General features: G+C 62.3%; 23 protein-coding genes and 2 tRNA genes. 4 read left to right on the forward strand and 21 right to left on the reverse strand.

Translation table 11 applies throughout. The features are described 5' to 3' along the window. Nucleotides 1–4: 4 nt before the first annotated feature. Nucleotides 5–892 (forward strand): LysR family transcriptional regulator, encoded by an 888-nt coding sequence (locus tag L0U82_RS11765; RefSeq protein WP_233831125.1) that lies wholly within the window; start codon nt 5–7, stop codon nt 890–892. An 80-nt stretch (nt 893–972) separates the two neighbouring features. Here the strand turns inward: L0U82_RS11765 and L0U82_RS11770 are convergent, their stop codons facing one another. Beyond that, the gene (locus L0U82_RS11770; protein WP_233831128.1) at nt 973–1959 is read right to left on the reverse strand and encodes an oxidoreductase; all 987 of its coding nucleotides are present in this window, start codon (nt 1957–1959) and stop codon (nt 973–975) included. Between the two features lie 86 nt (nt 1960–2045). Between L0U82_RS11770 and L0U82_RS11775 the strand changes: the two genes are divergently transcribed. After that, entirely contained in the window at nt 2046–2987 is a 942-nt protein-coding gene (locus L0U82_RS11775; RefSeq protein ID WP_233831131.1) for an AraC family transcriptional regulator, read from the forward strand. Nucleotides 2988–3077: 90 nt separating this feature from the next. Here the strand turns inward: L0U82_RS11775 and L0U82_RS11780 are convergent. The 15 genes from L0U82_RS11780 to L0U82_RS11850 form a co-directional block, all read right to left on the reverse strand. Further along, nucleotides 3078–3154, reverse strand: a tRNA-Pro gene (locus L0U82_RS11780). Nucleotides 3155–3219: 65 nt separating this feature from the next. Next, nucleotides 3220–3645: a MerR family transcriptional regulator gene (locus tag L0U82_RS11785; RefSeq protein ID WP_233831134.1), complete on the reverse strand. Its 426-nt coding sequence runs from the start codon at nt 3643–3645 to the stop codon at nt 3220–3222. Between the two features lie 43 nt (nt 3646–3688). After that, nucleotides 3689–4099, reverse strand: a complete 411-nt coding sequence (locus L0U82_RS11790) for an integration host factor subunit alpha (protein WP_063496729.1) — start codon at nt 4097–4099, stop codon at nt 3689–3691. A 69-nt stretch (nt 4100–4168) separates the two neighbouring features. Continuing rightward, a complete protein-coding gene (gene pheT, locus L0U82_RS11795) occupies nt 4169–6604 on the reverse strand; it encodes a phenylalanine--tRNA ligase subunit beta (RefSeq protein WP_233831137.1) in 2436 nt (811 codons plus the stop codon). A 156-nt stretch (nt 6605–6760) separates the two neighbouring features. Then, nucleotides 6761–7774, reverse strand: coding sequence for a phenylalanine--tRNA ligase subunit alpha (gene pheS / locus L0U82_RS11800; RefSeq protein WP_233831140.1), 1014 nt, complete (start codon nt 7772–7774; stop codon nt 6761–6763). 157 nt (nt 7775–7931) lie between these two features. Beyond that, nucleotides 7932–8291 (reverse strand): 50S ribosomal protein L20, encoded by a 360-nt coding sequence (rplT, locus tag L0U82_RS11805; RefSeq protein WP_006052502.1) that lies wholly within the window; start codon nt 8289–8291, stop codon nt 7932–7934. Nucleotides 8292–8320: 29 nt separating this feature from the next. After that, nucleotides 8321–8518, reverse strand: coding sequence for a 50S ribosomal protein L35 (gene rpmI / locus L0U82_RS11810; RefSeq protein ID WP_027198217.1), 198 nt, complete (start codon nt 8516–8518; stop codon nt 8321–8323). A 257-nt stretch (nt 8519–8775) separates the two neighbouring features. After that, nucleotides 8776–9300: a translation initiation factor IF-3 gene (gene infC / locus L0U82_RS11815; RefSeq protein ID WP_075643713.1), complete on the reverse strand. Its 525-nt coding sequence runs from the start codon at nt 9298–9300 to the stop codon at nt 8776–8778. Nucleotides 9301–9350: 50 nt separating this feature from the next. After that, nucleotides 9351–11258 carry a threonine--tRNA ligase gene (gene thrS, locus L0U82_RS11820; RefSeq protein WP_233831143.1) on the reverse strand — a complete coding sequence of 636 codons (1908 nt, stop codon included), beginning with the start codon at nt 11256–11258 and terminating at the stop codon, nt 9351–9353. Nucleotides 11259–11507: 249 nt separating this feature from the next. Beyond that, nucleotides 11508–11584 (reverse strand) — tRNA-Val (locus tag L0U82_RS11825). A 142-nt stretch (nt 11585–11726) separates the two neighbouring features. Then, nucleotides 11727–13970, reverse strand: a complete 2244-nt coding sequence (locus tag L0U82_RS11830) for a RelA/SpoT family protein (RefSeq protein ID WP_233831146.1) — start codon at nt 13968–13970, stop codon at nt 11727–11729. 76 nt (nt 13971–14046) lie between these two features. Further along, nucleotides 14047–14400, reverse strand: coding sequence for a RidA family protein (locus L0U82_RS11835; RefSeq protein WP_233831149.1), 354 nt, complete (start codon nt 14398–14400; stop codon nt 14047–14049). Between the two features lie 90 nt (nt 14401–14490). Continuing rightward, a complete protein-coding gene (locus L0U82_RS11840) occupies nt 14491–15405 on the reverse strand; it encodes an alpha/beta fold hydrolase (RefSeq protein WP_233831152.1) in 915 nt (304 codons plus the stop codon). 326 nt (nt 15406–15731) lie between these two features. Continuing rightward, on the reverse strand, nt 15732–16373 hold the full coding sequence (locus L0U82_RS11845; protein WP_233831155.1) for a CoA transferase subunit B: 642 nt from the start codon (nt 16371–16373) through the stop codon (nt 15732–15734). 2 nt (nt 16374–16375) lie between these two features. Beyond that, nucleotides 16376–17080, reverse strand: a complete 705-nt coding sequence (locus L0U82_RS11850) for a CoA transferase subunit A (RefSeq protein WP_233831156.1) — start codon at nt 17078–17080, stop codon at nt 16376–16378. A gap of 255 nt (nt 17081–17335) precedes the next feature. Here L0U82_RS11850 and L0U82_RS11855 point away from each other — a divergent pair, with 255 nt between their 5' ends. Next, nucleotides 17336–17881, forward strand: coding sequence for a LuxR C-terminal-related transcriptional regulator (locus L0U82_RS11855; RefSeq protein WP_233831158.1), 546 nt, complete (start codon nt 17336–17338; stop codon nt 17879–17881). Nucleotides 17882–17935: 54 nt separating this feature from the next. Here the strand turns inward: L0U82_RS11855 and L0U82_RS11860 are convergent, their stop codons facing one another. Together L0U82_RS11860 and L0U82_RS11865 are read right to left on the reverse strand one after the other, a co-directional pair. Further along, entirely contained in the window at nt 17936–18367 is a 432-nt protein-coding gene (locus L0U82_RS11860) for an acyl-CoA thioesterase (protein WP_233831161.1), read from the reverse strand. A 32-nt stretch (nt 18368–18399) separates the two neighbouring features. After that, complete coding sequence (locus L0U82_RS11865; protein ID WP_233831163.1) at nt 18400–19176, reverse strand: SDR family oxidoreductase; 777 nt, start codon at nt 19174–19176, stop codon at nt 18400–18402. Between the two features lie 188 nt (nt 19177–19364). Between L0U82_RS11865 and L0U82_RS11870 the strand changes: the two genes are divergently transcribed. Beyond that, entirely contained in the window at nt 19365–21038 is a 1674-nt protein-coding gene (locus L0U82_RS11870) for an electron transfer flavoprotein-ubiquinone oxidoreductase (RefSeq protein ID WP_233831165.1), read from the forward strand. A 314-nt stretch (nt 21039–21352) separates the two neighbouring features. On the opposite strand, the gene aroC is transcribed toward L0U82_RS11870, so the two are convergent. The 3 genes from aroC to L0U82_RS11885 form a co-directional block, all read right to left on the reverse strand. Beyond that, entirely contained in the window at nt 21353–22453 is a 1101-nt protein-coding gene (gene aroC, locus L0U82_RS11875) for a chorismate synthase (protein WP_233831168.1), read from the reverse strand. Between the two features lie 221 nt (nt 22454–22674). Beyond that, complete coding sequence (locus L0U82_RS11880; protein WP_233831171.1) at nt 22675–24612, reverse strand: MFS transporter; 1938 nt, start codon at nt 24610–24612, stop codon at nt 22675–22677. A gap of 201 nt (nt 24613–24813) precedes the next feature. Then, nucleotides 24814–25278 carry a CBS domain-containing protein gene (locus L0U82_RS11885; protein WP_233831174.1) on the reverse strand — a complete coding sequence of 155 codons (465 nt, stop codon included), beginning with the start codon at nt 25276–25278 and terminating at the stop codon, nt 24814–24816. Nucleotides 25279–25443 lie beyond the last annotated feature (165 nt).

A 25443-nucleotide genomic window follows, 5' to 3' on the forward strand; every position in this document is an offset into this window, starting at 1 on the left:
CTCAATGACTGAGAAAAAACGCACAGAGGCAGACTGGCAGGACATTCGGGTCTTTCTCGCACTGGCGCGACACGGCAGCCTGTCGGCCGCGGCGCGCGCACTGGCGGTCAATCACGCGACGATCGCTCGCCGGATCCGCGCGCTCGAAGACTCGCTCGGCGACAAGCTCGTCGAACGGCGCCCGGAGGGCTACGTGCTGACGCCGGCCGGCACGCGCGCATTGAGCGTCGCCAGCGACATGGAGAAGGCCGTGCAGACGCTCGGCCGCGGCGAGGCCGATGGCGCGCCGAAAGGCCTCGTGCGCATCAATGCTTCACCGGCGATGTCACAGGGTTTCCTGATCAGCCGGCTCGCGGAATTGCCGCTGCTCCATCCCGGCATCGATATCGATCTGGGCACCGATCTGCGTTCGATCAGTCTCGAGCGCCATGAAGCGGATATCGCGATTCGTCTCGATCCGCCGCCGGTCGCGGATCTGATCGCGAAACGTCTGGGATCGATGGCCTATGGCTTTTACGGCGTGCCATCCGTCTGCCAGCGCGTGGAAGACGGCGAGCCGCCGGTGTTCGTGGGCTTCGACGAAGCGAACGCGGACCTTCCGGATGCGGCGTGGCTCAGGCGCGAATATCCGCAGGCGCGTGTCGCGTTCAGGACCAATAGCCAGGTTGCACAGGCAACCGCCGCGCGATCCGGTATCGGCCTCGTGCTGCTGCCGCACTACATCGGGCGCAAGGAACCGGACCTGCGGCTGTGCCGGCTGGCGCCGCTGCCGCCGGTGCGGGAGATCTGGTTACTGATACGGCGGCAGGATCGAAACGATGCGCCGGTCCGAGCCGTGGTCGAGTATCTGATCAGGGTGTTTGCCGACGAGCAGGATCTGTTCGTCGGGTGATGGGGTTGCGGGGTGCTGCGGGTTGTTGTTGCATGGCGGCGTGCGGGTGGGTCTTCAGGCTGCCCACCCTGCGCTGCGCATTACGCTAGCAGTTGCTCGCTGAGCGTCCACAAGCGCGCTGCCGCATCCTCGTCGACCGCGTAGGGCATCACGCCTGTCAGCCGCCGCGTGTCGGCCGTATTCAGCGTGCCCGCGGGCACCGTCATCGGCGCGGCCACGTCGACGTTTTCGCAATACACACCGCCAATGCCGTCGAGCCGCGGGCTCGTCGCGCACCAGACCTGCGTTGCCGCGCCCTGCCCAACCGTCTTCAACTGTTTCGACGGATCGCGGATCGGCCGGCCATCCGCATCGAGCACGCCGGCTGCGACCAGTTGCTCGCGGGACAGATGCTTGCCGAGGCCCGTCTCGACGATCGCCCCTGGGTGCAGTGAAAACGCGCGAACTCCGTTGTCGCGCTCACGCGCATCCAGCGTGACGGCGAACAGCACATTCGCGGTCTTCGACTGACCATAGGCTATCCACGGGTCATAGGCACCTACGGCGAAATGCGGATCGTCGAAACGCATCGGCGAATAGCGATGACCCAGCGACGATACCGACACCACGCGCGCGCCCCGCGCTGCGCGCAATGCCGGCAGCAGTGCGCACGTCAACTGGAAATGACCGAGATGATTGGTGGCGAACTGCACCTCGTAGCCGCGAGCGTCGCACGTCAGCCGAGGCACGGCCATGATGCCCGCGCTATTGATCAGCAGATGCAGCGGCTCGCCGGACGCAAGCCACGTCGATGCAAATGCATCGATCGACGCGGCGTCGAGCAGATCCATTGATACGACCTCGGCGCCGCTACCGTGCAACGCGGCCTCGGCACGAGATACGTCGCGGGCGGGCACCACGACGCGTGCGCCGGCGCCACGCAGGACGCGCACCGTCTCGAGGCCAAGACCGGAATAGCCACCGGTCACGATCGCGGTCTTGCCGGACAGGTCGATACCGGCGATGACCTCATCGGCGGTGGTGGCCGCGCCGAAGCCGGAGTCGATCGAATGTTGTTCGCTGAGCATGGAAAACCTTTTCGGGATAACGATGCTTCGCAGTGTAGGTGCGATATTCTGTTCGATGAATATCAAAACGTTCAGAATACTTTCGCATGCGTTCAGAAATCATCGACGACCCGCTATCGGGCATTCTCCGGCTCATCGGCGCACAACCGATCGTCGCGGGTGGCTTCTCGGCTGGAGGCCGCTGGGCCGTGCGCTTCCCGCGGCCGGAAAAAATCAAGTTCTTCGCGGTGGTCAAGGGCGACTGCTGGTTGATTATCGAGACGGCGCCGGCACCGATCCGCGTCGAACAGGGCGACATCCTGCTGACGACCGGACAACACGCGTTCGTACTCGCGAGTGATCCCGACGTTGCACCCGTCGATGCCATCGGACTGTTTCAGGGGACCACCCGGAAGACCGCATTGCTCGGCAATGGCCAGGACTGCGAGCAGATCGGCGGACACATCCAGCTCGCGCCGCCGAACGGCGCGCTGCTGGTCGACGTGCTGCCGCCGCTGATTCATATCCGGGCCAGCACGGAACACGCCGTCACGCTGCAGTGGCTGCTCGCGAGACTCGTCGGCGAACTGACGACCCATCTGCCGGGCAGCGGCATCGCGGCCAACAACATCACGTTGCTGATGTTCGTCGAGATACTGCGCATTCATCTGGCGACAGCAGACGCAATCACCAGCAACTGGTTGCGCGCGATCGGCGACGCGCGGCTCGCGCCGGCCTTGCGTCTGATGCATGAGGATTTAGGCAAGACCTGGCGGCTCGATGAACTGGCCGCGGCATGCGCGATGTCGCGTACCGCATTCGCGGTGCGATTCAAGGAAGTGGCTGGGATGGCGCCGATGGCCTGGCTCACGCAATGGCGAATGCGCATCGCGATGCGAATGCTGGTCGAGCAGGACACGCCGATGGCGGCGCTTGCCGAACAGCTTGGTTATGCGTCGGAAAGCGCGTTCAGTACTGCGTTCAAGCGGGTGGCAGGAAGCGCGCCTCGGGCGTATCGCGCGTATCGGCATAGTGAGAGGATGGTCTGATTTTTTTTGTTTTTGTCGCCGATGCACTGGAATGCGTTGGAAAACGAAAAAGGGCTACAGACCGGAATCTGTAACCCTTTTTGATTTCTTTGGTCGGGGCGAGAGGATTTGAACCTCCGACCACCTGCACCCCATGCAGGTACGCTACCAGGCTGCGCTACGCCCCGAACAGCAAGAAATTATAACAGACACTTCATTCGATTAGAACCGCCGGGGACCAACAAAGCGCGAACTAGTGACCCAGCAGATCGATGACGTTCTGCAATTCCTTGCGTAACTGCTCGACGTCAACCGCGGCCGTTGCAGTCGATACTCGTGTCTGCACCGCTTGCACACCAACGCTCTCACCTTCCCCGGTTACCGTCGCCGACACGTCCGGTCCGCCACCGCCCGGCGAATCAAGCCGATTGCGCGCGCCGTTGATCGTAAAGCCCTGCTCATACAGCAACTCGCGAATCCGCCGGATCAGCAGCACCTCATGATGCTGGTAATACCTGCGATTGCCGCGCCGTTTCACCGGCCTCAACTGGGTGAATTCCTGCTCCCAGTAGCGCAACACATGAGGCTTCACGCCGCATAGTTCGCTGACCTCACCGATCGTGAAGTAGCGCTTCGCAGGAATCGGAGGCAAGACGACTTTTTCGATCGTCGCTGTCATCGTCAGTTAGCCGTGATGGGTTGCCCGAAAGCGCGCCAGTCGATCAGCGCGCGAAGCTCGCCTCGGCACCGTTCTCCACCAGCGCCTTCAGCTTTTGACTTGCATGAAACGTCACCACGCGACGCGCGGCGATAGGAATCGCCTCGCCGGTTTTCGGGTTTCTGCCGGGACGCTGTGGCTTGTCGCGTAACTGGAAGTTGCCGAAGCCCGAGAGCTTCACGCTGTCGCCACTCTCCAGCGCATCGCGAATCACCTCGAAGAAGGCCTCGACCATGTCCTTCGCTTCCCGCTTGTTGAGCCCGACATTGTCGAACAGCAACTCGGCAAGTTCCGCTTTGGTGAGCGTCGGCGTCTCGGTGGAAACGGCGGCGGGTGATGTCGGAATTTCGCGAATCATGGCGCTGCGTTGCGCCGTAAGAAGGGCTTCGAAATCACTCGAGTTCATTTCATTCATATCTATCAAATGGCGCGCCAAGCATAAAACAATGGATGCGGAAACAGCCGTGCAATTGTTAAATGCGGGTTATCCGCGCAACCGTGCGCCATATACTCGAGCCAGACGGTCCACAAGAGTTTGAATGGCCAGATCGACCGTTTCATCCTGAAGGGTTCCGCCAGTATCTTGCAAGGTCACACGGAACGCAAGGCTTTTCTCGTGCGCGGCCAGACCACCGGAAGTGTTTGATTTTGGACGGAATTCGTCGAAAAGTACAACCTTCTGGACACTCTTGCAGGCCGGTTCGGACTGGGCCTTCTGAAGCTCGTCGAGCAGCGTTTGAACCTCGATTTTCTGATCGACGACCACTGCGATATCGCGTCGCACCGGCGGGAATTTCGATACTTCCGATGGAACCGGCAATACTCGCTGCATTAATGCTTCCGCTTCGATTTCAAACAGAATCGGCGCATGCGGTAAATCATATTTTTGCATCCAGCGTGGATGCAATTCACCAATCCAGCCCACTGCCCGGCCATTGAGTTCGATACGCGCGCTGCGTCCCGGATGCAACGCCGGATGCTCGGCCTTCACAAAACGCGCAACCGCCGGCGCGGCCAACGCTTCGAGATCGCCCTTCACATCGAAGAAGTCGACAGCGCGTGTCGACGCGCCCCATTGCTCGTCGAGCGAAGCGCCGTACGCAAGCGCACCGATCATCTTCGGTTGCGCAAAGCCCTCGACGGCCAGCTCACCAGCCTTGATCGACGGATCGTGCAGGAACACGCGGCCCGCTTCGAACACGCGCACGCGGTCCGCGGCGCGCCGGTTCAGGTTCGTGCGCAGCACATGGATCAGGCTGCCGAACAGCGTCGTACGCATCACCGACAGCTGGCTTGCAATCGGATTGATGAGGCGCACCGGGTTGCTGTTGCCCGCGAAGTCCTGCTCCCACTCCGCGTCAACGAAGCTGAAGTTCACCGTTTCCGCGTAATCGCGCGCGGCGAGCGCGTGACGGATCGCGTGGATCGAGCGCTGCGTCTCGTTGGTCGCGCGCATTTCGCTGGTCGCGACCGGCGGGTGCGCCGGGATGTTTTCGAAGCCGTAAATGCGCGCGACTTCTTCGATCAGATCTTCCTCGATCTCGATATCGAAGCGGTACGACGGCGGCATCACCGAGAACGTGTCGCCATCGCGCTCAAACGTCAGACCAAGACGCGTGAAGATCTGCGCGATCTCATCGGCGCTGATCTCGACACCGATGATGCGGTTCGCGCGCGCGACGCGCATCTTCACCGGCTCGCGCTTCGGCACGTTGACGATCTGGTCGTCGACCGGACCGGCCTCACCGCCGCAGATGTCGAGAATCAGTTGCGTGATGCGTTCGATATGGTCGACGGTCGTCGCATAGTCGACTCCACGCTCGAAGCGATGCCCTGCATCGGTCGAGAAGTTGTACTTGCGCGAGCGACCGCGAATGCTATCGGGCCACCAGAACGCGGCTTCGAGATAGATGTTGGTGGTGTCGAGCGTAACCGCGGTGCTATCGCCGCCCATGATGCCGGCGAGACTTTCGATATGCCGCTCGTCGGCGATCACGCCGACCGTTTCGTCGAGTTCGACCGTGTTGCCGTTGAGCAGCTTCAGCGTTTCGCCTTGACGGCCCCAGCGCACGTCCATGCCGCCGTGGATCTTGTCGAGATCGAACACATGCGACGGACGGCCCAGCTCGAGCATCACGTAGTTCGAGATGTCGACGAGTGCCGAGATGCTGCGCTGACCCGAGCGTTCGAGGCGCTCGACCATCCACGCCGGCGACTTCGCGCGCGCGTTGACACCACGGATCACACGGCCCGAGAAACGGCCGCACAGATCGGGCGCCGAGATCTTCACGGGTAGCGTTTCGCTGAGCTTCACTTCCGCGGGTTTGATCTCCAGCGGGCGCAGCGGCGCGCCGGTGATCGCCGACGTTTCGCGTGCAACACCGAACACCGACAGACAGTCCGCCTTGTTCGGCGTCAGCTTGATTTCGAAAACGGTGTCGTCGAGATTGAGTGTGTCGCGGATATCCTGGCCGATCGGCGTATCTTCCGGCAGGATCAGCAGGCCGCTATGATCTTCCGACAGCTTGAGCTCACGCGCCGAGCACAACATGCCCTGGCTTTCCACGCCGCGCAGCTTCGACAGCTTGATCGCGAACGGCGCGCCGCCCTCTTCGGCCGGCGGCAGCTGCGCGCCCACCAGCGCGACCGGCACCTTGATGCCCGGCGCGACATTCGGCGCGCCGCACACGATGTTCAGCGTCGCGCCGGTGCCGGCGTTGACCTGACACACGTTGAGTTTGTCCGCATCCGGGTGCTTGACGACTTCCAGCACCTGGCCGACGACGATCTTCGAGGTCGGCGGCGCGGCCGGCCGCAGGTCTTCGACTTCGAGGCCGGACATCGTCAACGCGTGCGCCAACTCATCGGTGGTCAGTTGCGGATCGACAAAAGTTCTTAGCCAGGATTCCGGAAATTGCATGGTTCTGTGTACGTTCTGATCAGGTTAGGTCCACGTCCGACAGATGCTTCGCGTATTCCGGTCTCGGACCGGACGACTCGATTCTGCCGGGGACGCTCGCGGCACGCATTGTGTGCGGTACCGCGTTCTATGCTTGTCGCGCTCGCGCGCGCCGGTTCACGCGAATTGGCGCAGGAAACGCAAGTCGTTTTCGAAGAACAGGCGCAGATCCTGCACGCCGTAACGCAACATCGTCAGGCGCTCGAGGCCGCTACCGAAGGCAAAACCGATGTAGCGCTCCGGGTCGAGACCCATGTTGCGGATCACGGTCGGGTGAACCTGGCCCGAGCCCGAAATTTCGAGCCACTTGCCCGCGTTTTTGCCCGTTTCGAACTGCATGTCGATCTCGGCCGACGGCTCGGTGAACGGGAAATACGACGGACGGAAGCGCACGAGAATGTCGTCGCGTTCGAAGAATTTTTTCAGGAAATCGGTGTAGACGCCCTTCAGATCCGCGAAGCTGATGTTCTCGTCGATCCACAAGCCCTCGACCTGGTTGAACATCGGCGAATGTGTCGCGTCGCTGTCCACGCGATACGTGCGGCCGGGCACGATCACCTTGATCGGCGGCGTGTTAGTGCGCGCGTAACGCACCTGCATCGGGCTCGTATGTGTACGCAGCAGCAGCGGACGACCGTCGGCATCTTTGCCGTCGACATAGAAGGTGTCCTGCATCGAACGCGCCGGATGATTTTCGGGGCTGTTCAGCGAGGTGAAGTTGTACCAGTCGGTTTCAATCTCGGGGCCGTCGGCCACGTCGAATCCGATCGTACGGAAAATCTGCTCGACGCGCTCCCACGTGCGCATCACCGGGTGCAGGCTGCCCGCGCTGGCGCCGCGGCCCGGCAGAGTGACGTCGATTGCTTCGGCCGCGAGGCGCTGGTTCAGCAACGCGTCGGCGAGTGCCTGACGCCGTGCGGTCAACGCGGCTTCAACCTGCTGCTTGACGAGGTTGATCCGAGCGCCTTCCGTCTTGCGCGTTTCAGGATCGAGTTTGCCAAGCCCCTTCAACAGTTCGGTCAGCGCACCCGCCTTACCGAGAAAGCGCGCTTTCTCGTTTTCGAGGGTAGTGACGTCGGAGGCTTCTGCGAAGGCTTTTTGCGCGTCGGCGACAATCTGGTCCAGATCCATTGATCCCATCATTTCAACGTCAGTGTTCTATCGAAACAAACCGGTTCTACCAACAAAAACGGGGCTCGGTGAGGAGCCCCGTTTTTGTTGCAGCGTCACCGAGACTACCGGATGTTCGCTGCAACGAACCACGCAGTTTTAATTGCCAGAAACGCAATCAGGCTGCAACGGCGGCTTTCACCTGCTGAACGATCGCAGCAAAAGCAGCCTTGTCGAACACAGCCATGTCGGCCAGCACCTTGCGGTCCAGTTCGATCGAAGCCTTCTTCAGGCCATTGATGAACACGCTGTACGTCATGTCGTGCTGACGCACCGCCGCGTTGATACGCGTGATCCACAGTGCACGGAACACACGCTTCTTGTTGCGGCGATCGCGGTAGGCATATTGGCCTGCGCGCATGACCGCCTGCTTGGCGATGCGATAGACGTTATTGCGACGGCCGCGGTAACCCTTGGCCAGCTTGATGATTTTCTTGTGACGGGCCCGTGCGGTAACCCCACGTTTTACTCGAGGCATGTTTCGCTCCTATGAGTGTCGGTTAAGGGTTAAGCGAACGGCAGCATTGCGCGCACGGAGTTCAGATCGGAATCATGAACTGCCGTGGAGCCACGCAGATGGCGTTTGTTCTTGGTGGATTTCTTGGTAAGAATGTGACGCTTGAAGGCCTGACCGCGCTTGACGGTACCGCCCGGACGCACCACGAAGCGCTTCGCAGCGCTCTTCTTGGTCTTCATCTTCGGCATGACAACTCCATTATTAGATGGAGATGGGTGTGCGGTCGGCCAGTTGGCCCATTTCCCGCCCTTCGAAACCCATTCCACTTGGTATGCAGACCGCCGATACCACCAGCGGCCGCTTTTCGGGATTCGCCGCGCATGAACATGCACGCCGCTCCGAAACCTTCCGACACCACGCCGGAGAACCAGCACAGCATCATTAAACTTTCTCAACCGGAGCACACGCCACATGGCGCGCTACCGCTCCGGCTCAATTTTCACGCTTACTTCTTTTTCTTCGGAGCGAGCACCATGATCATCTGGCGCCCTTCCATTTTCGGCATCTGCTCGACCTGACCGACTTCGTCGAGGTCCGTGCGCAAGCGCTCGAGCATGCGCATACCGATTTCCTGGTGAGCCATTTCACGACCACGGAAACGCAACGTGATTTTCGTCTTGTCGCCGTCTTCGAGGAAGCGGACGAGGTTGCGCAACTTGACGTTGTAATCACCGTCGTCAGTACCCGGGCGGAATTTGACTTCCTTGACCTGGATGACCTTCTGCTTGAGCTTGGCCTCGTGCTGCTTCTTCGCTTCCTGGTACTTGAACTTGCCGTAGTCCATCAAACGGCAAACCGGCGGAACCGCCTGCGGGGCGATTTCGACAAGATCCACGTCCTGCTGTTCCGACATACGGAACGCATCAGCGAGTTTCACGATGCCGAGCGGTTCGTTCTCGACGCCGACCAGTCGCACCTCGGGTGCTGTAATTTCACCGTTGATGCGGTGCGCAGACTTATCAGTAGCGATGTTACGTTTCCTCTAAAAATTAAAAAAAACGAGCCGGGCTGCCAAGTGGCTCACTTGAACGACTGCACGTCCTGGCGCAGACGCTCAATGAAGGCATCAACAGGCATAACGCCCAGATCGACACCACCACGGGCACGCACGGCTACCGTTTGGGCTTCACGCTCTTTGTCGCCGACTACCAGCAGGTATGGGACCTTTTCCAGCGTGTGCTCGCGTATTTTATAGCTAATCTTCTCGTTGCGCAAATCGGCCTCGACTCTAACCCCTTGTTTTTGCAACGATTGAGCCAAAGTCTGCGCATATTCGGCCTGACTTTCCGCGATATTCATTACCACGACCTGCATCGGCGCGAGCCACGCCGGCATTGCACCAGCATGGTGCTCGATCAGAATACCGAGGAAGCGTTCCATCGATCCAACGATTGCCCGGTGCAGCATGATCGGGCGGCGACGGCTGTTGTCTTCGGCGACATATTCGGCGCCAAGACGCTCCGGCAGCACCATATCGAGCTGCAGCGTGCCGCACTGCCACGAACGGCCGAGCGCGTCCTTGATATGGTACTCGACCTTCGGACCGTAGAACGCGCCCTCCCCGGGCAGTTCTTCCCACGTCACGCCGCAGGCCGTCAGCGCTTCGCGCAGACCCTGTTCCGCGCGATCCCAGGTCTCGTCCGTGCCGGCGCGCGCGTCGGGGCGCAGCGACAGCTTGATCTCGACATTGTCGAAGCCAAAATCGCGGTAGACGCTCATCGCAAGCGTATTGAACGCGATCGATTCGCTGATGAACTGATCTTCGGTACAGAAAATATGCGCGTCGTCCTGCACGAAGCCACGCACGCGCATCAGGCCATGCAGCGCGCCCGACGACTCGTTGCGGTGACACGAACCAAACTCCGCGTAGCGCAGCGGCAGATCTCGATACGAGCGCAGACCGTGGTTGAACACCTGCACGTGACCCGGACAGTTCATCGGCTTGATCGCGTAGTCGCGCTTTTCCGATTCCGTCGTGAACATGTTTTCACGATAGTTCTGCCAGTGACCGGACGCTTCCCACAGCGAACGGTCCATGATCATCGGCGTCTTGATTTCGAGGTAGCCTGCGTCGTTCACGCGGCGGCGCATGTATTGCTCGACCTGCTGCCACAGCGTCCAGCCGCGTGGGTGCCAGAACACCATGCCCGGCGACTCGTCCTGCATGTGGAACAGGTCGAGTTGCTTGCCGAGCTTGCGGTGATCGCGCTTTTCCGCCTCTTCGAGCATGTGCAGGTACGCATCCTGATCTTCCTTCTTCGTCCAGGCCGTACCGTAAATGCGCTGCAGCTGTTCGTTCTTCGAATCGCCGCGCCAGTAGGCGCCCGCGACCTTCATCAGCTTGAAGACCTTCAACTTGCCGGTCGACGGCACGTGCGGGCCGCGACACAAATCCGTGAAGCCGCCGTGCGAATACAGCTTGATTTCGTCGGTGGACGGAATCGACTCGATGATCTCGGCCTTGTACTTTTCGCCGATGCTCTTGAAGTAGTCGACCGCTTCGTCGCGCGACACCACGCGGCGCGACACCGGCTCGTCTTTCTTCGCGAGTTCCTGCATGCGCTTTTCGATCTTTTCGAGATCTTCCGGCGTGAAGGGGCGGTTGTATGAGAAGTCGTAGTAGAAGCCGTTGTCGATGACCGGTCCAATCGTGACCTGTGCTTCCGGATACAGATCCTTCACAGCGTACGCGAGCAGGTGCGCCGCGGAGTGGCGGATGATATCGAGGCCGTCTGCGTCTTTTTCGGTGACGATAGCAAGTGCCACGTCGTGATCGATCAACGCCGACGTATCGACCAGCTCACCGTCGATCTTGCCGCCCAGCGCGGCTTTCGCAAGACCGGGGCCAATCGAAGCGGCCACTTCAGCGACGGTCACCGGATGTTCGTACTGTCGAACAGAACCGTCGGGCAGACGTATCGAAACCATTGCGTTCTCCGTGGTGCCGGCCGGCGGCGGCACATACAACCAGGTCAAAAGACAAAAAAAATGCGGCCCCGCTTTCGAGGGGCCGCACTCACATTTCATGCAAACTTCATCGGCAAAAGTGGTCCTCGACTAGCGTCGCTCCGAAACAGTTTCGGTCAACGTTCGCGGTGTCATAACCGTATTCACCTTTTGCGCCCAAGGCGCTTACTGCAGTTTGCGAAATCCCGGCAAGCCGGAATCTCGTTTCGTTGGTAGGCTCGATTGGACTCGAACCAACGACCCCCACCATGTCAAGGTGGTGCTCTAACCAGCTGAGCTACGAGCCTGAAGAAACGAGATTATATGGTGCCCCACGTAGCTTGGCAAGTATTTTTATGCAGAGACTTTAATTTCTCGTGACAGATTCACTCATTGCGTGACAAAAGCACGAAGCGCATCACAGGGACATCACCCGATAAAACGCGCAGCTCAATTCTTGCGCGCCGCGCGCATCACTCCAGTGATTTCGCCAAGCAGTGTGCAAGCACGCTGAATCTGCGCGGAGCTCGACACTTCGACGGTGAATTGCATGAACGCCGCGTTTCGCCGACTTTGCGTTTTCACACCGATCACGTTCATCTTTTCGCGCGCGAATACTTCGGAGATATCGCGCAGCAGCCCCTGCCGGTCGGTTGCCTCGATGCTGAGGTCGACCGGATAGACCGACTGGCCGCGACCGCTCATCACATCCGCCGACCACGCCGTTTGCAGCACGCGCTCGGGCGCACGCTCTGCCATCCGGCGGAACGTCGCGCAGTCGCTGCGGTGAATCGACATGCCCTTGCCGCGTGTAACGAAGCCGCAAATATCATCGGGCGGCGCGGGGCGGCAGCAACGCGCGAGTTGCGTGAGCAACGCATCGACGCCCACCACCAGCACGCCGGTCGAAGCGCCGCGCGCCACACTCGCGCCACTGCTGCGCTTCTCGAACTTCTCCGGCGCCTCGATTTCCGGCTCTGGCGGCGGCGCATCATGCAGCGCCTGCTCGACGAGCCGCAGGCTGAACTCCTCCTTGCCGACCACGGAGAAGAGATCGTCGGTTGTCTTGAAGCCAAGCCGGGTAGCCAGCTGGTCGAGGTTGACCGAAGTTTTGCCCTCGCGCTGCAAGGTCTTTTCGACCATCGCCCGGCCGTTCGCGATGTGCTCCTGCAGTTCGACCGCGTTGAACCACGCGCGCACCTTCTGACGCGCACGCGAGCTCTGCAGATAGCCGAGTTGCGGGTTGAGCCAGTCACGCGACGGGCCGCCCTCCTTCACCGCGACGATCTCCACGGTCTGGCCGTTCTGCAGCGCTGTGTTCAGCGGCACCATCGCGCCATCGACACGCGCGCCGCGGCAGCGATGGCCAAGCTCGCTGTGCAGGTGATATGCGAAATCGATCGGCGTCGCGCCGTGCGGCAATGGAATGACGCGCGCCTGCGGCGTCAGCACGTAGATGTGGTCGTCGTCGAGCGTGGCCTGCCGCAATTGCTCCCACGGCTGCGTCGCGCGCTCGTCGCTGTGTTCGCCTTCGGACACCTCGTCTTTCCACGCGAGCAACTGACGCAGCCACGCGATCTTCTCGTCGTACTTTTCGTTCGCGCTGAAGGTGCCGCCGTAACCGCGCGCGCCCGCTTCCTTGTAGCGCCAGTGCGCGGCCACGCCGTATTCGGCGAAGCGATGCATTTCGTGCGTGCGGATCTGCACTTCGAACGCGCGACCGTCGTCGCCGATCACGACCGTGTGCAGCGACTTATAGCCATTCGGCTTCGGCCGGGAAATATAGTCGTCGAACTCTTTCGGCACCGGCTGCCACAGGTTGTGCACGATGCCGAGCACGGTGTAGCAATCCTTGATGTCCGGCACGATCACACGGAACGCGCGCACGTCGTAGAGCTCGGCGAAATCGAGCTCCTTGCCGCGCATCTTGCGCCAGATACTGTAGATATGCTTGGGCCGTCCGCTCACCTCCGCGCGAATATGCGCGGCGGCCAACTCCTGCTGCAGCCGCTCGATCGCCTGCGCGACGTAGCTCTCGCGCTCGACGCGCTTTTCGTCGAGCAACTTCGCGATGCGCTTGTAAGTGAGCGGCTCCTCGAAGCGGAACGCGAGGTCTTCGAGCTCCCACTTCAGTTGCCAGATACCCAGACGGTTAGCAAGCGGCGCGTAAATATCGAGCGTCTCGCGCGCCACGTCGGGCGACGGCGTCACTTTCGCCGCCGCGTAGTAGCGCAGCGACTGCAGCCGCGACGCAAGACGGATCAACACCACGCGGATGTCCTGTGCAAACGCGAGCAGCATCTTGCGCAGCGCTTCCACCTGGACGCGGCGCGCGGCCTGCGCATCGCGTCCGGTTTCGGGCATTGCATTTTGAGTCGCGCGCAGGCTGATCGTACCGAGACGCAACAGCTTGCGCACGTCGCCGACGAGTTGCGCCACTTCTTCGCCAAAGTTGTCGGCGATCACCCGCTCCGGATCGCGCAGATGCGGCGTCAGCGTAAATAGCGCCGCCGCCAGCACCGCGGGCGGATCGACGTTGAGCTTGCGCATGATCGACGCGGTGCCCGCCGCGTGATCCGCCAGCAGTTCGCCCGACGACAGCCGCACCTCGCCCGCATGCTCGCGCACGAACGCCATCGCTTCGTCGAAGGAAGGAAGAGGATGAGGCGCGTTCGTGACGGTTTCGGTATTCATGGTGCGACGGCTCGCCGGGCCAGGCGAATCAACGGGACTTCAACGACGGTAGTACGTAACAGCCAAAGACGCGGGCTTAGCCGCGCTGCGCCGCGACCACGACGATTTCGACGAGGCATTTCGGATTCGCGAGCTTCGCTTCGACCGTCGCGCGCGGCGGCGTGTCGCCCTGGGCGACCCACTCGTCCCACACCGCGTTCATGCCGGCGAAATGCACCATGTCCGAAATGTAGATCTGCACCGACAGCAGAAGCGACTTATCGCTGTTCGCTTCGCCCAGCAGACGATCGATGTGACCGAGCACTTCGCGCGTCTGACCGGCGATGTTTTGCTCCGTGTCTTCGGCGATCTGCCCCGCGAGATAGACGGTGCCGTTGTGCACGGCCATTTCCGAAAGACGCTTGCCCACGTGATGACGAATGACTGCCATGAAAGATCCTGAACGGGTTGGTTGATCGAAATTCACTCCGCATGACGCCAACCGCGAAAGTCGCGCGGGTCGTCAGACGAAAACCCAATATTATGACGCGTTCGCCGACGGCCCGATGAAGAACTGGCGCGCGGCCGCGATCTGGTCTTCCGCCAGAAACGCCGGGGCATGTCCGACACCGGGAATCTCGATGCGTGAGACGAGGCGCCCGGTCGCGACCATTTTGTCGACCGTTTCGCGCGACAGCAGATCCGAGTGCTCGCCACGCACCACGAGCACGGGTCCCTGAAACGAAGCAAGCGAATGCCATAGCGCCGCCTCGCCGAGCTTCGCGGCTTCCTCGGTGATGGCCGCAAACGGCTGCGCAATGCGCGGGTCGTAACGCAGCACCCACCCGCCGTCCTGTTCGCGGAGCAGCGGCGTGTTGATTTCGCGCCATTCCTGCGGCGTCAGCGGACCGAAGCTTTGCGCGAGCTGCGCTGCATAGTCGATGCCCTGCTGCAGCGTATCGAAACGCACGGGCTTGCCGAGATAGTCGCCGATGCGCTTCACGGCAACGGGCTCGAGGTGCGGCCCGACGTCGTTCAGCAGCAGCTTGCGAATCGGCGTGTCGGGCAGACCCGCGAGCGCCATGCCGATCAGGCCACCCATCGAGGTACCGAACCAGTCGACCGTATCGACGTCGAGCCGCGCGATCAGCGTGACCATGTCGGCGACGTATTGCGGCACGGCATACAGGTTGGGGTTCGCAAGCCACGACGACAGGCCCCGCCCGACCACGTCCGGACAGACCACACGATAGGTATCGGCGAACGCCGCGGCGAGGCGATCGAAATCGCGTCCCGAGCGCGTCAGGCCGTGCACGCACAGCAGCACGCGTGGATTGTCCGGGTCGCCCCATTCGGTGTAGGCAACGCGATGCAGGCCGCCAGCGCTCGCGCACTGCACGGAACGTTGACGCGGCGCGGACAGGCCGGCAGTGGAAGCTGAGATCGTTGCGGTCATCTGGGTTCCTCGCAAAAGCGCAGCGGAGCGGGCTCGGTTGGGTAGGCCGTAGCAGAGGTCATCGAGCGAACGCTCTGCAACCGGCGCGAAAACAGACGCAAATCGTCACGCGTTCAAGCTGCGAACGATTGTAAACCGCTTCGCCGCGCGACAAGGATCGGCCGGAAGGCATAGGACGCCCTTGTCGGACTGTTACGAACAGTCACCCGCCACGCAAAACCCGCCGCACAAAAACAGAGCGGGCGAGACTCTCGCCTCGCCCGCTCACAAACCAGCTTGCCACCGCCCCCGTCATATCAGCCGCGGCGGTCACGCTACCACTGCTTTCAGCTCACCGCGCTCACATCGAGCGGCGCGCCCGTCTTCGCCTTGATTTCATCGACGCTCACGCCCGGCGCGAGCTCGGTCACCTTCAGGCCGTTTTCAGTCACCTCGATCACGCCGAGGTCGGTGATGATCTCGTCGACCACGCCGACACCCGTCAGCGGCAGCGTGCATTCCTCAAGGATCTTGTGCTGGTCGCCCTTCGCGACGTGCTCCATCAGCACGACCACGCGCTTGACGCCCGCGACCAGATCCATCGCGCCGCCCATGCCCTTGATCATCTTGCCCGGGATCATCCAGTTGGCGAGATCGCCCTTCTTGCTGATCTGCATCGCGCCGAGGATCGCGAGATTGATGTGGCCGCCGCGAATCATCGCGAACGAGTCCGCCGACGAGAAAATCGACGAGCCCGGCAGCGTCGTCACCGTCTGCTTGCCGGCGTTGATCAGGTCGGCATCCACTTCCTCCTCGGTCGGCGACGGGCCGATACCGAGCAGGCCATTCTCCGACTGCAGCCACACTTCGACGCCCGCCGGCACGTGATTCGCGACCAGCGTCGGCAGCCCGATGCCGAGGTTCACGTAAAAACCGTCCTGCAGTTCCTTCGCCGCGCGCGCGGCCATTTCGTCACGAGTCCATGCCATGATCAGTCTCCTTTCGCGCGGACGATGCGTTGTTCGATGCGTTTTTCCGGATGCGCATTCAGCACCAGACGCTGCACGAAGATGCCCGGCGTATGGATCGCGTCCGGATCGAGCTCGCCCACTTCGACGATTTCTTCGACTTCCGCGACGGTGATGCGGCCAGCCATCGCGCACATCGGATTGAAGTTGCGCGCGGTGCGGCGATAGATCAGGTTGCCCGACTTGTCGGCCTTCCATGCCTTGACGAGCGCGACGTCGGCGGTCAGCGAGTGCTCGAGCACGTAGTGGTTCTCGCCGAACTGACGGGTTTCCTTGCCCTCGGCGATCACCGTGCCGTAGCCGGTGTTGGTGAAGAACGCCGGGATGCCGGCGCCGCCCGCGCGCAGCTTCTCGGCGAGCGTGCCTTGCGGCGTGAATTCGAGTTCGAGTTCGCCGGCCAGGTACTGGCGCTCGAACTCCTTGTTCTCGCCGACGTACGACGAGATCATCTTCTTGATCTGGCGCGTCTCCAGCAGCAGGCCGAGGCCGAAACCGTCGACGCCCGCATTGTTGCTGATGCAGGTGATGTCCCGTACCTTCGAATCGCGCAGTGCCGCGATCAGCGCCTCGGGAATGCCACACAGCCCGAAACCGCCGACGGCGAACGTCTGCCCGTCCTTGACGATGTCCTTCAGCGCCTCGGCGGCGCCTGGATAGACTTTGTTCATCAGTATGTCCCTTCCTCTATGGAAACCCGAAACCGGATTATTGCGGCTGACATCGCATACGGCGAGCTTCGCTGCCCTGTGTGATGCCACCGTGTCATTCTAGCCATCCGCGGCTGGGCGCACGTCGAACGATGCAAGCCCGCGCGTTGCGCGCGCCAAGGTAGGCCGCGCCGCGTTGTCATCTGGCCGAAAGAGTACGCTGGGCGCGCCATGCGGCACAATACGCAAAAATACATAAGTAATTGCCGCCAGCCCATGCCCGCTCTGGATTACCGCACCGCGTTCCACCTCGCTCCGATCGGGCTCGCACTATCGCGAGAACGGATTATCGAAGACTGCAATGACCAGCTCGCGTCGATTTTCGGCTGCCCGCGCGAAGCGCTGATCGGCCAGTCGTTCCAGGTGCTGTACCCGTCGGAAGATGAATTCGAGCGGATCGGCGCGCGCATTCCGCCGATCATGACCGCGCACGGCAGCTACGCGGACGATCGCATCATGAAGCGCGCGAACGGCGAACTGTTCTGGTGTCACGTCACGGGCCGCGCGCAGCAGCGCGCCGACCCGCACGCAGCGGGCGTCTGGACCTTCGAGGATCTGAGTGCGACGCGGCGCGTCGCGGTGGAGCTCACGCCGCGCGAGCGCGAAATCGCCGCGCAACTGGTGACCGGCAAGACCAGCAAACAGATTGGCCGCGTGCTCGATATCAGCCCGCGCACGGTCGACGTGTACCGCGCGCGGCTGATGCGTAAATACGATACGGGGAACGCGACCGAGCTGCTACAGAGGCTGCTCGGCAGTTGATGAACCCGGACTGCCGTGGCGGCCCGGCGTGTCAGTGCTTGTCGGTGTTTGTTGTCAGGCTGCCTTGACGAGCGCCGCGCGCTCGATCGTCGCGCGCAGCGAATCGGGCACCGGCACCGACTTTCCGGCCGCGTAATCGATCCACACGCAGCGCGCGGCGCCGCGCGCATAGAGCGTATCCGGATCGTCCGCGCGCAGCAGTTCGAACGCGGTATCGAAGCTGCTGCGCCCCGGCGTCGCCACCGACATCCGGCCAATCACGTCGCCCGGATAGTGGAGCTGCTTCAGAAACTCCATCGACGCATTGACGATCACCGGCCCCTGCCCGCCGGTGCTGCCGCCGAGAAATCCCAGCTGCTCGAACCACGAAATTCGCACCTGCTCCATATAGCGGAAATAGACGGTGTTGTTCACATGGCCGAAGGCGTCCATGTCGCCCCAGCGGATCGGCATCGTCATCTCGAAAACTGCGTGAAAATCGCTCATTCCTTACTTCCGTTGTTAACCGATCGCCCGGCTCAGGCGAGCCCGAAGCCGTCGTCGGCGACGATCACCGAGCCGTTGATGAACTGCGATTCGTCCGCGGCCAGCAACAGCAGCAGCCCGTCCAGATCTTCCGGCTTGCCGACGCGATGACGCGGCAGCATCGACACGAGCTTTTGCCCCTGCTCGGTCGACCAGTGATGATGGTTGATTTCCGTATCGATATAGCCGGGGCAGATTGCGTTCACGTTGATGCCGTGACGGCCCCATTCGAGCGCCATCGCCTTCGTCATATGAACGACCGCGGCCTTGCTCATCGAATACAGGCCGATCTGCGGCAGCACCCGCAAGCCGGCCATCGACGCGATGTTGATGATCCGGTACGACGGCTTCTGCGCATTGTTGCCGCGCATGATCATGCGCTTGGCGACTTCCTGGGCGACGAAAAACGCGCCGCGCGTGTTCGTGTCGAACACATATTCGAAGTCGGCCGGGGTGACTTCAGACAGCTTCTGCGTGGTCGACACGCCCGAGTTATTGACCAGAATATCGATCGTGCCGGCCTCGGTTTCAGCGTGCGCGACCGCCGACTTGATGCTTTGGTAGTCGGTCACGTCGAGCGACACGACATGCGCCGCGCCGCCGGACGCCTCGATCTCCGCGCGCAGTTCCTTCAGGCGCTCCGTGCGTCGGCTCGCCAGCACGACCTTCGCGCCCGCCTGCGACAGCACCTGCGCGAAACGCTTGCCCAACCCGCTCGAGGCGCCGGTGATCAGCGCGACCTTGCCTTCCAGATTGATCGAACGGCCCATTGTCGTTCCTTGTTCGGTGGTAGAGACAACTGCGGTTGACGAAGTGCGGCAGGACCGGCGCCACGGGTCGCCACCGCATCGGTAAATAGAACGTCCGTGCTAATCTGTGCGCGTCGGGTTGCAGTGCCGGAATCGTTCGCCCACAATACGAACCCGAAAAAAGCATTCTAACGGTAAGAGGAGCATCAATGACCCCCGCAAGTCTCATTGAGCAATACGGTCCACGCGAGTCGATGGAGTACGACGTCGTGATCGTTGGCGGCGGCCCCGCGGGCCTGTCGGCGGCGATCCGCCTGAAGCAGCGCGCTGCTGAAAAGGGCGTCGAACTTGGCGTCTGCGTGCTGGAAAAAGGCTCTGAGATCGGGGCGCACATTCTGTCGGGCGCCGTGATGGATCCGCGCGCGATCACCGAACTGATCCCGGACTGGAAGGAAAAAGGCGCGCCGCTCACCGTCGACGTGACCGAAGACCGCTTCCTGTTCCTGTCGGAAACCGGCGCGAAGAGCGTACCGAACTGGGCGCTGCCGGACAATTTCAAGAATCACGGCAACTACGTGATCAGCCTCGCGAACGTGACGCGCTGGCTGGGTCAGCAGGCCGAGGCGCTCGGCGTGGAAATCTTCCCGGGTTTCCCGGCGGCCGAAGTGCTGTACAACGACGACGGCTCGGTCAAGGGTGTCGCGACTGGCAATCTCGGCATCGGCAAGGACGGCGAGCCGACCGAGAACTTCCAGCTTGGCATGGAGCTGCATGCGAAGTACACGCTGTTCTGCGAAGGCGCGCGCGGCCATCTCGGCCGGCAACTGAACGACAAGTTCAAGCTGCGCGACGGCGTCGATCCGCAGGTGTACGGCATCGGCATCAAGGAGCTGTGGGAGATCGATCCTGCGAAGCACAAGCCGGGGCTCGTGATGCACACGGCCGGCTGGCCGCTCGAAAACGATACGTATGGCGGCTCGTTCCTCTATCACATGGACAACAACCAGGTGGTGGTGGGCTTCGTGGTCGGCCTTGGCTATTCGAATCCGTATCTGTCGCCGTTCGAGGAATTCCAGCGCTACAAGACCCATCCGGCGATCCGTGCGATTCTCGAAGGCGGCAAGCGCGTGTCCTATGGTGCGCGCGCGATCACCGCGGGCGGGTTGATGTCGCTGCCGAAGCTGGTGTTCCCGGGTGGCGCACTGGTCGGCGACGACGCGGGCTTCCTCAACGTGTCGCGCATCAAAGGCTCGCATGCGGCGATCAAGACCGGCATGCTCGCGGCCGATGCCGCGTTCGACGCCGTGCAGGCCGGCCGCCAGGCGGACGAACTGAGCGCGTACCCGGAAGCCTTCAAGACGTCGTGGCTTCACACCGAGCTGTATCGCGCGCGCAATTTCAAACAGTGGATGAGCAAGGGCCTGTACCTCGGCACGCTGATGGTCGGCATCGAGCAGAAGGTGCTGGGTGGCAATGTGCCGTGGACGCTGCATCACCAGCATTCCGATCACGAGATGCTGAAGCCGGCGTCGCAGTCCAAGCCGATTACCTATCCGAAGCCGGACGGCAAGCTCACGTTCGATCGCCTGTCGTCGGTGTTTATCTCGAACACCAACCACGAGGAAAATCAGCCGGCGCACCTGACGCTGAAAGACCCGTCGGTGCCGGTCAACGTGAACTGGCAGACCTATGCCGGCCCCGAGTCACGCTACTGCCCGGCGGCGGTCTACGAATTCGTCAAGAACGACGACGGCAACGAGCGGCTCGTGATCAATGCGCAGAACTGCGTGCATTGCAAGACCTGTGATATCAAGGACCCGACGCAGAATATCGTGTGGGTCACGCCGGAAGGCGGCGGCGGTCCGAACTATCCGAACATGTAAGCGGTGTTCTGTCTGCCTTCGTGGCGCGTGACGAAATATGCGCGCCACGAAGGCAGGTTTCGATGACGCGTTCGCGTCGTCTTCAACTTCCCTTCCGGCTTTGCGTTCTCAAGACGGCCAGCACGTGAGTGCGCACACGGTCGGCTAGCAAGCCATTTCAACGCTGAAATCGTAGATGAGGCGCTGCCGTCACGGCACACGCCCGAGGCACGGCGCCGCGCGCTGGCTGTAGTGCGTCAGCGCGCGGCTATCGTGCAAAGAACAGATGGGAGTCTTCGGGAAGCGCCGCCGGGAGCGGCGCCATAGCGGCAGCGTTACGGCGCGCTTGCCGCGATCTTCGGCGTGCTCACCGACACGTCGCCACATTGCGCGCGATGACGCAGCGCATGATCGATCAGCACGAGTGCAAGCATTGCCTCGGCGACCGGCGTCGCGCGAATGCCGACGCACGGGTCATGTCGACCGAAGGTTTCGACGACTGCCGGCTGGCCGGCCTTGTCGATCGAGCGGCGTGGCGTGCGGATGCTCGACGTCGGCTTGATTGCGATCGACACGGTGATGTCCTGCCCCGTCGAAATACCGCCGAGCACCCCGCCCGCGTTGTTGCCGACGAAGCCTTCCGGCGTCAGTTCGTCGCCATGCACCGAGCCGCGTTGCGCGACGCTCGCGAAGCCGGCGCCGATTTCGACGCCCTTCACCGCGTTGATGCCCATCATCGCGTGCGCGATATCGGCATCGAGACGGTCGAACAGCGGCTCGCCGAGGCCGACCGGCACACCGGAGGCGACCACGTTGATGCGCGCGCCGATCGAGTCGCCGTCCTTACGCAGCGCGTCCATATACGCTTCGAGCTGCGGCACGATATCGGCATTCGCCGCGAAGAACGGATTCTCGCGTACCAGCGCCCAGTCGACGAACGGCACGTCGATCTCGCCGAGCGCGGCCATGTAGCCGCGAACCTCGATGCCGGATTTCTCGCGCAGCCACTTCTTCGCGACCGCGCCCGCAGCGACCGTGGGCGCCGTCAGCCGCGCCGACGAACGGCCGCCGCCGCGATAGTCGCGAATGCCGTATTTCTGCCAATAGGTGTAGTCGGCGTGGCCCGGCCGGAATGTCTCGGCGATGTTGCCGTAGTCCTTGCTGCGCTGGTCGGTGTTGCGGATCAGCAGTGCGATCGGCGCGCCGGTGGTCTGGCCTTCGAACACGCCCGACAGGATCTCGACCTTGTCTTCCTCCTGGCGCTGCGTGACGTGCCGCGACGTGCCGGGTTTGCGGCGGTCGAGTTCGAACTGGATATCGGCTTCGTTGAGCGCCATGCCCGGCGGGCAGCCGTCGATCACGCAGCCGATAGCGGGGCCGTGCGATTCGCCGAAGGTCGTGACAGTGAAGAGCGTACCGAGCGTGTTGCCGGACATGAGCGTCGTCCAAAGAAATGCGGGGGGAACGCTATTATGCCAGCCCTCCAGCGTCGGAGCCGGCCGGTCCGGCGTTTCTGGCCGATCGGCCAGGGCGGCACCGGCCTGCGCTGTCTTCGCGCGTCAAGCGCGCCCAGTCAGGATCTGCCGCCGCTGCCTGGTCCGACGTCACAGGCACCGACTCGAGCGGCTCGCTTGCCAAGCTCGGCCAGCACCCACCGCTATTTGCGCGCGCCGCGCAGCTCGGTCACGATCGCCTGCAGCTTCTCCGGCGTCGCGAGCGCCGGCTCGATCGGCTCGCCGACCACGAGGCTCAGCCGGCTCATCACGCCCTTGTGCACCGGCCGCGGCCAGTGCGCGTCGACGTCGCGCGAAAACACGCTGCCCCACAGCCCGCGCAGCGCCATCGGAATAACGGGCGCCGGCGTGCGCCCGACGATCTCGCTCACGCCATGCCGGAACGGATTCATGTCGCCGGTGCGCGTCAGCTTGCCTTCCGGGAAGATACACACGAGTTCACCGTCGGCGAGCGCCTGCGCACACTGGTCGTACGCGCGCGCGAGCAGCGCCGCGTCCTGATGCGCGGGCGCAATCGGAATCGCCTTCGCATGGCGGAACAACCATCCGACCAATGGCGTCCGGAAAATCTGATGGTCCATCACGAAGCGGATCGGCCGCGGGCTCTCGGCCATGATGACGATCGCGTCGACGAAGCTCACGTGGTTACACACGAGCACCGCCCCGCCCTCCTTCGGAATCCGCTCCGCATGCACGAGCCGGATCCGGTAGAACGTATGCACGAGCAGCCACGCGATAAAGCGCAACAGAAACTCGGGCACGAGCGAATAGATATAGGCCGCGACGACCACGTTCAGCAGCGCGGTCACGAGGAAGATCGCCGGAATGCTGAAGCCCGCCGAGGTCAGGGCCATCGCCATCAGCGCGGACACGATCATGAACAGCGAATTCAGGATATTGTTCGCGGCGATGATGCGCGCGCGATGGCTCGGCTGGCTGCGGCTCTGGATCAGCGCATACAGCGGCACGCTGTAGAAACCGCCGAACATCGCCAGCAGGAACAGGTCGGCGAGCACGCGCCAATGCGCGAAGCGGCCGAGGAATTCGCCGACGCCCAGCAGATGGCCGGCCGGCGGCAGCGCGTGGCTCGCGAAAAAAAGGTCGATGGCGAACACGCTCATGCCGATCGAGCCGAGCGGCACGAGACCAATTTCGATGCGCCGCTTCGACAGCCGCTCGCACAACAACGAGCCGATGCCGATACCGATCGAGAACGTCGCGAGCAGCACGGTGACGACATCGGGGTCGGCGGACAGCACGTCTTTCGCGAAATTGAAGAACGACGCGAGGAACGTCGCGCCGACGAACCACAGCCACGAAATACCGAGCAGACTCAGGAACACGGTGCGGTTTTCGCGCGCGAGTTTCAGATTGCGCCACGTCTCGCTAAACGGATTCCAGTTGATGCGCAGTTCCGGCTGCGGCGCGGGCGTGGCCGGCACGAAGCCTGACACGACGCGCCCGATCAGTGCGATCGCTATACACGCGCAAGCCAGCACCACCGCGCCATGCTCGGCGAACCCCGCGCCCGCACCGCCGATGATCGTGCCTACCAGAATCGCGACGAAGGTGCCCATCTCGACCATGCCGTTGCCGCCGACCAGTTCCGTCTTCGCCAGATGCTGCGGCAGATACGAATACTTGACCGGGCCGAACACGGTCGAATGGACGCCCATCAGGAACGTGCACAGATACAGCAGTGGCGCGCTATGCAGCCAGAAACCGGCGCCGCCGACCAGCATCACGCCGATCTCGAAAGTCTTGACGAGGCGCGTCAAGACCGCCTTGTCGTATTTGTCGGCGATCTGGCCCGAGGTGGCGGACAGCAGCACGAACGGCAGAATGAAAATCGCCGAGATCAGGAACGCCGCGGTCTTCGGATCGACGCCGGAAAAACGCGCCGCCTGATACGTGACGAGCGACGTGAAGCCGATCTTGAACACGTTGTCGTTCATCGCGCCGAGGAACTGAGTCCAGAAAAACGGTGCGAAACGGCGCTCGCCGAGCAGGCGAAACTGGGATTCGTGCGCTTCGTTCGCGCGAGCGGCGCGGCGGGCGGCAGACAAGGGACGATCGCTCATGAAGTTCGGGAGGCGGCGTGAAGCAATTGCAGCGCGGCGGACGGCGCGGTGGATGGGCAAACCGGCGCGGCTAGCGCGCCTGGCGGTCGAACATGAAACCGAAAAGGCCGGACACAAAAAAAGCGCACGCTTTCGCGCACGCCTTCGCAGTGGATTCACGCCCCGGACCACAGCCCGGGCGCGACTTCCAGACTACGCGCATCAGCCCGTCTGCTGGCCCTGCCCTTCCGGTTCTTCCGGCCAGTCGCGGATATACGCTTTCAGCATGCGGTTTTCGAAGCCCTGCTCCTCGACCACTGCCTTCGCGACGTCGTAAAACGAGATAACACCCATCAACGTGCGGCTCTCCATGACCGGAAGATAACGCACGTGATGCTCGAGCATCATGCGGCGCACTTCGTTGACGTCGGTTTCGGGCGTGCAGGTAAGCGGATGGTCGTCCATCACCTTGCGGATCGTCGAAGTGCCGACGCTGCCGCCGTTCTCGCGCAGCGTCTGAATGATTTCGCGAAAGGTCAGCATGCCGGCGAGGTCGCCGTACTCCATCACGACGAGCGAGCCGATATCGTGCTCGGCCATCGTATTGACAGCGTCATGCAGCGTGGTATCCGGCGTGACCGTAAAAAGGGTGTTGCCCTTGACTTTAAGAATGTCGCTGACTCGCATGATCTATCTCCCGATACCGCTAATTCTGCAATGCATGAATGGTTTTTTCGATCCTAGCGGAAAGGCCCATAAAAGGAAAGCGGCCCGCCCAGCAAGGCGCCGAGCGCATTCGTCACATTCAATTCATACGGTTTCGCGCGCCGGTGCCGGCGCGTTTGCCGCGCC

Origin of the sequence: Paraburkholderia sp. ZP32-5 (genome assembly GCF_021390495.1) — a bacterium.
Classification (GTDB): Bacteria; Pseudomonadota; Gammaproteobacteria; order Burkholderiales; family Burkholderiaceae; genus Paraburkholderia.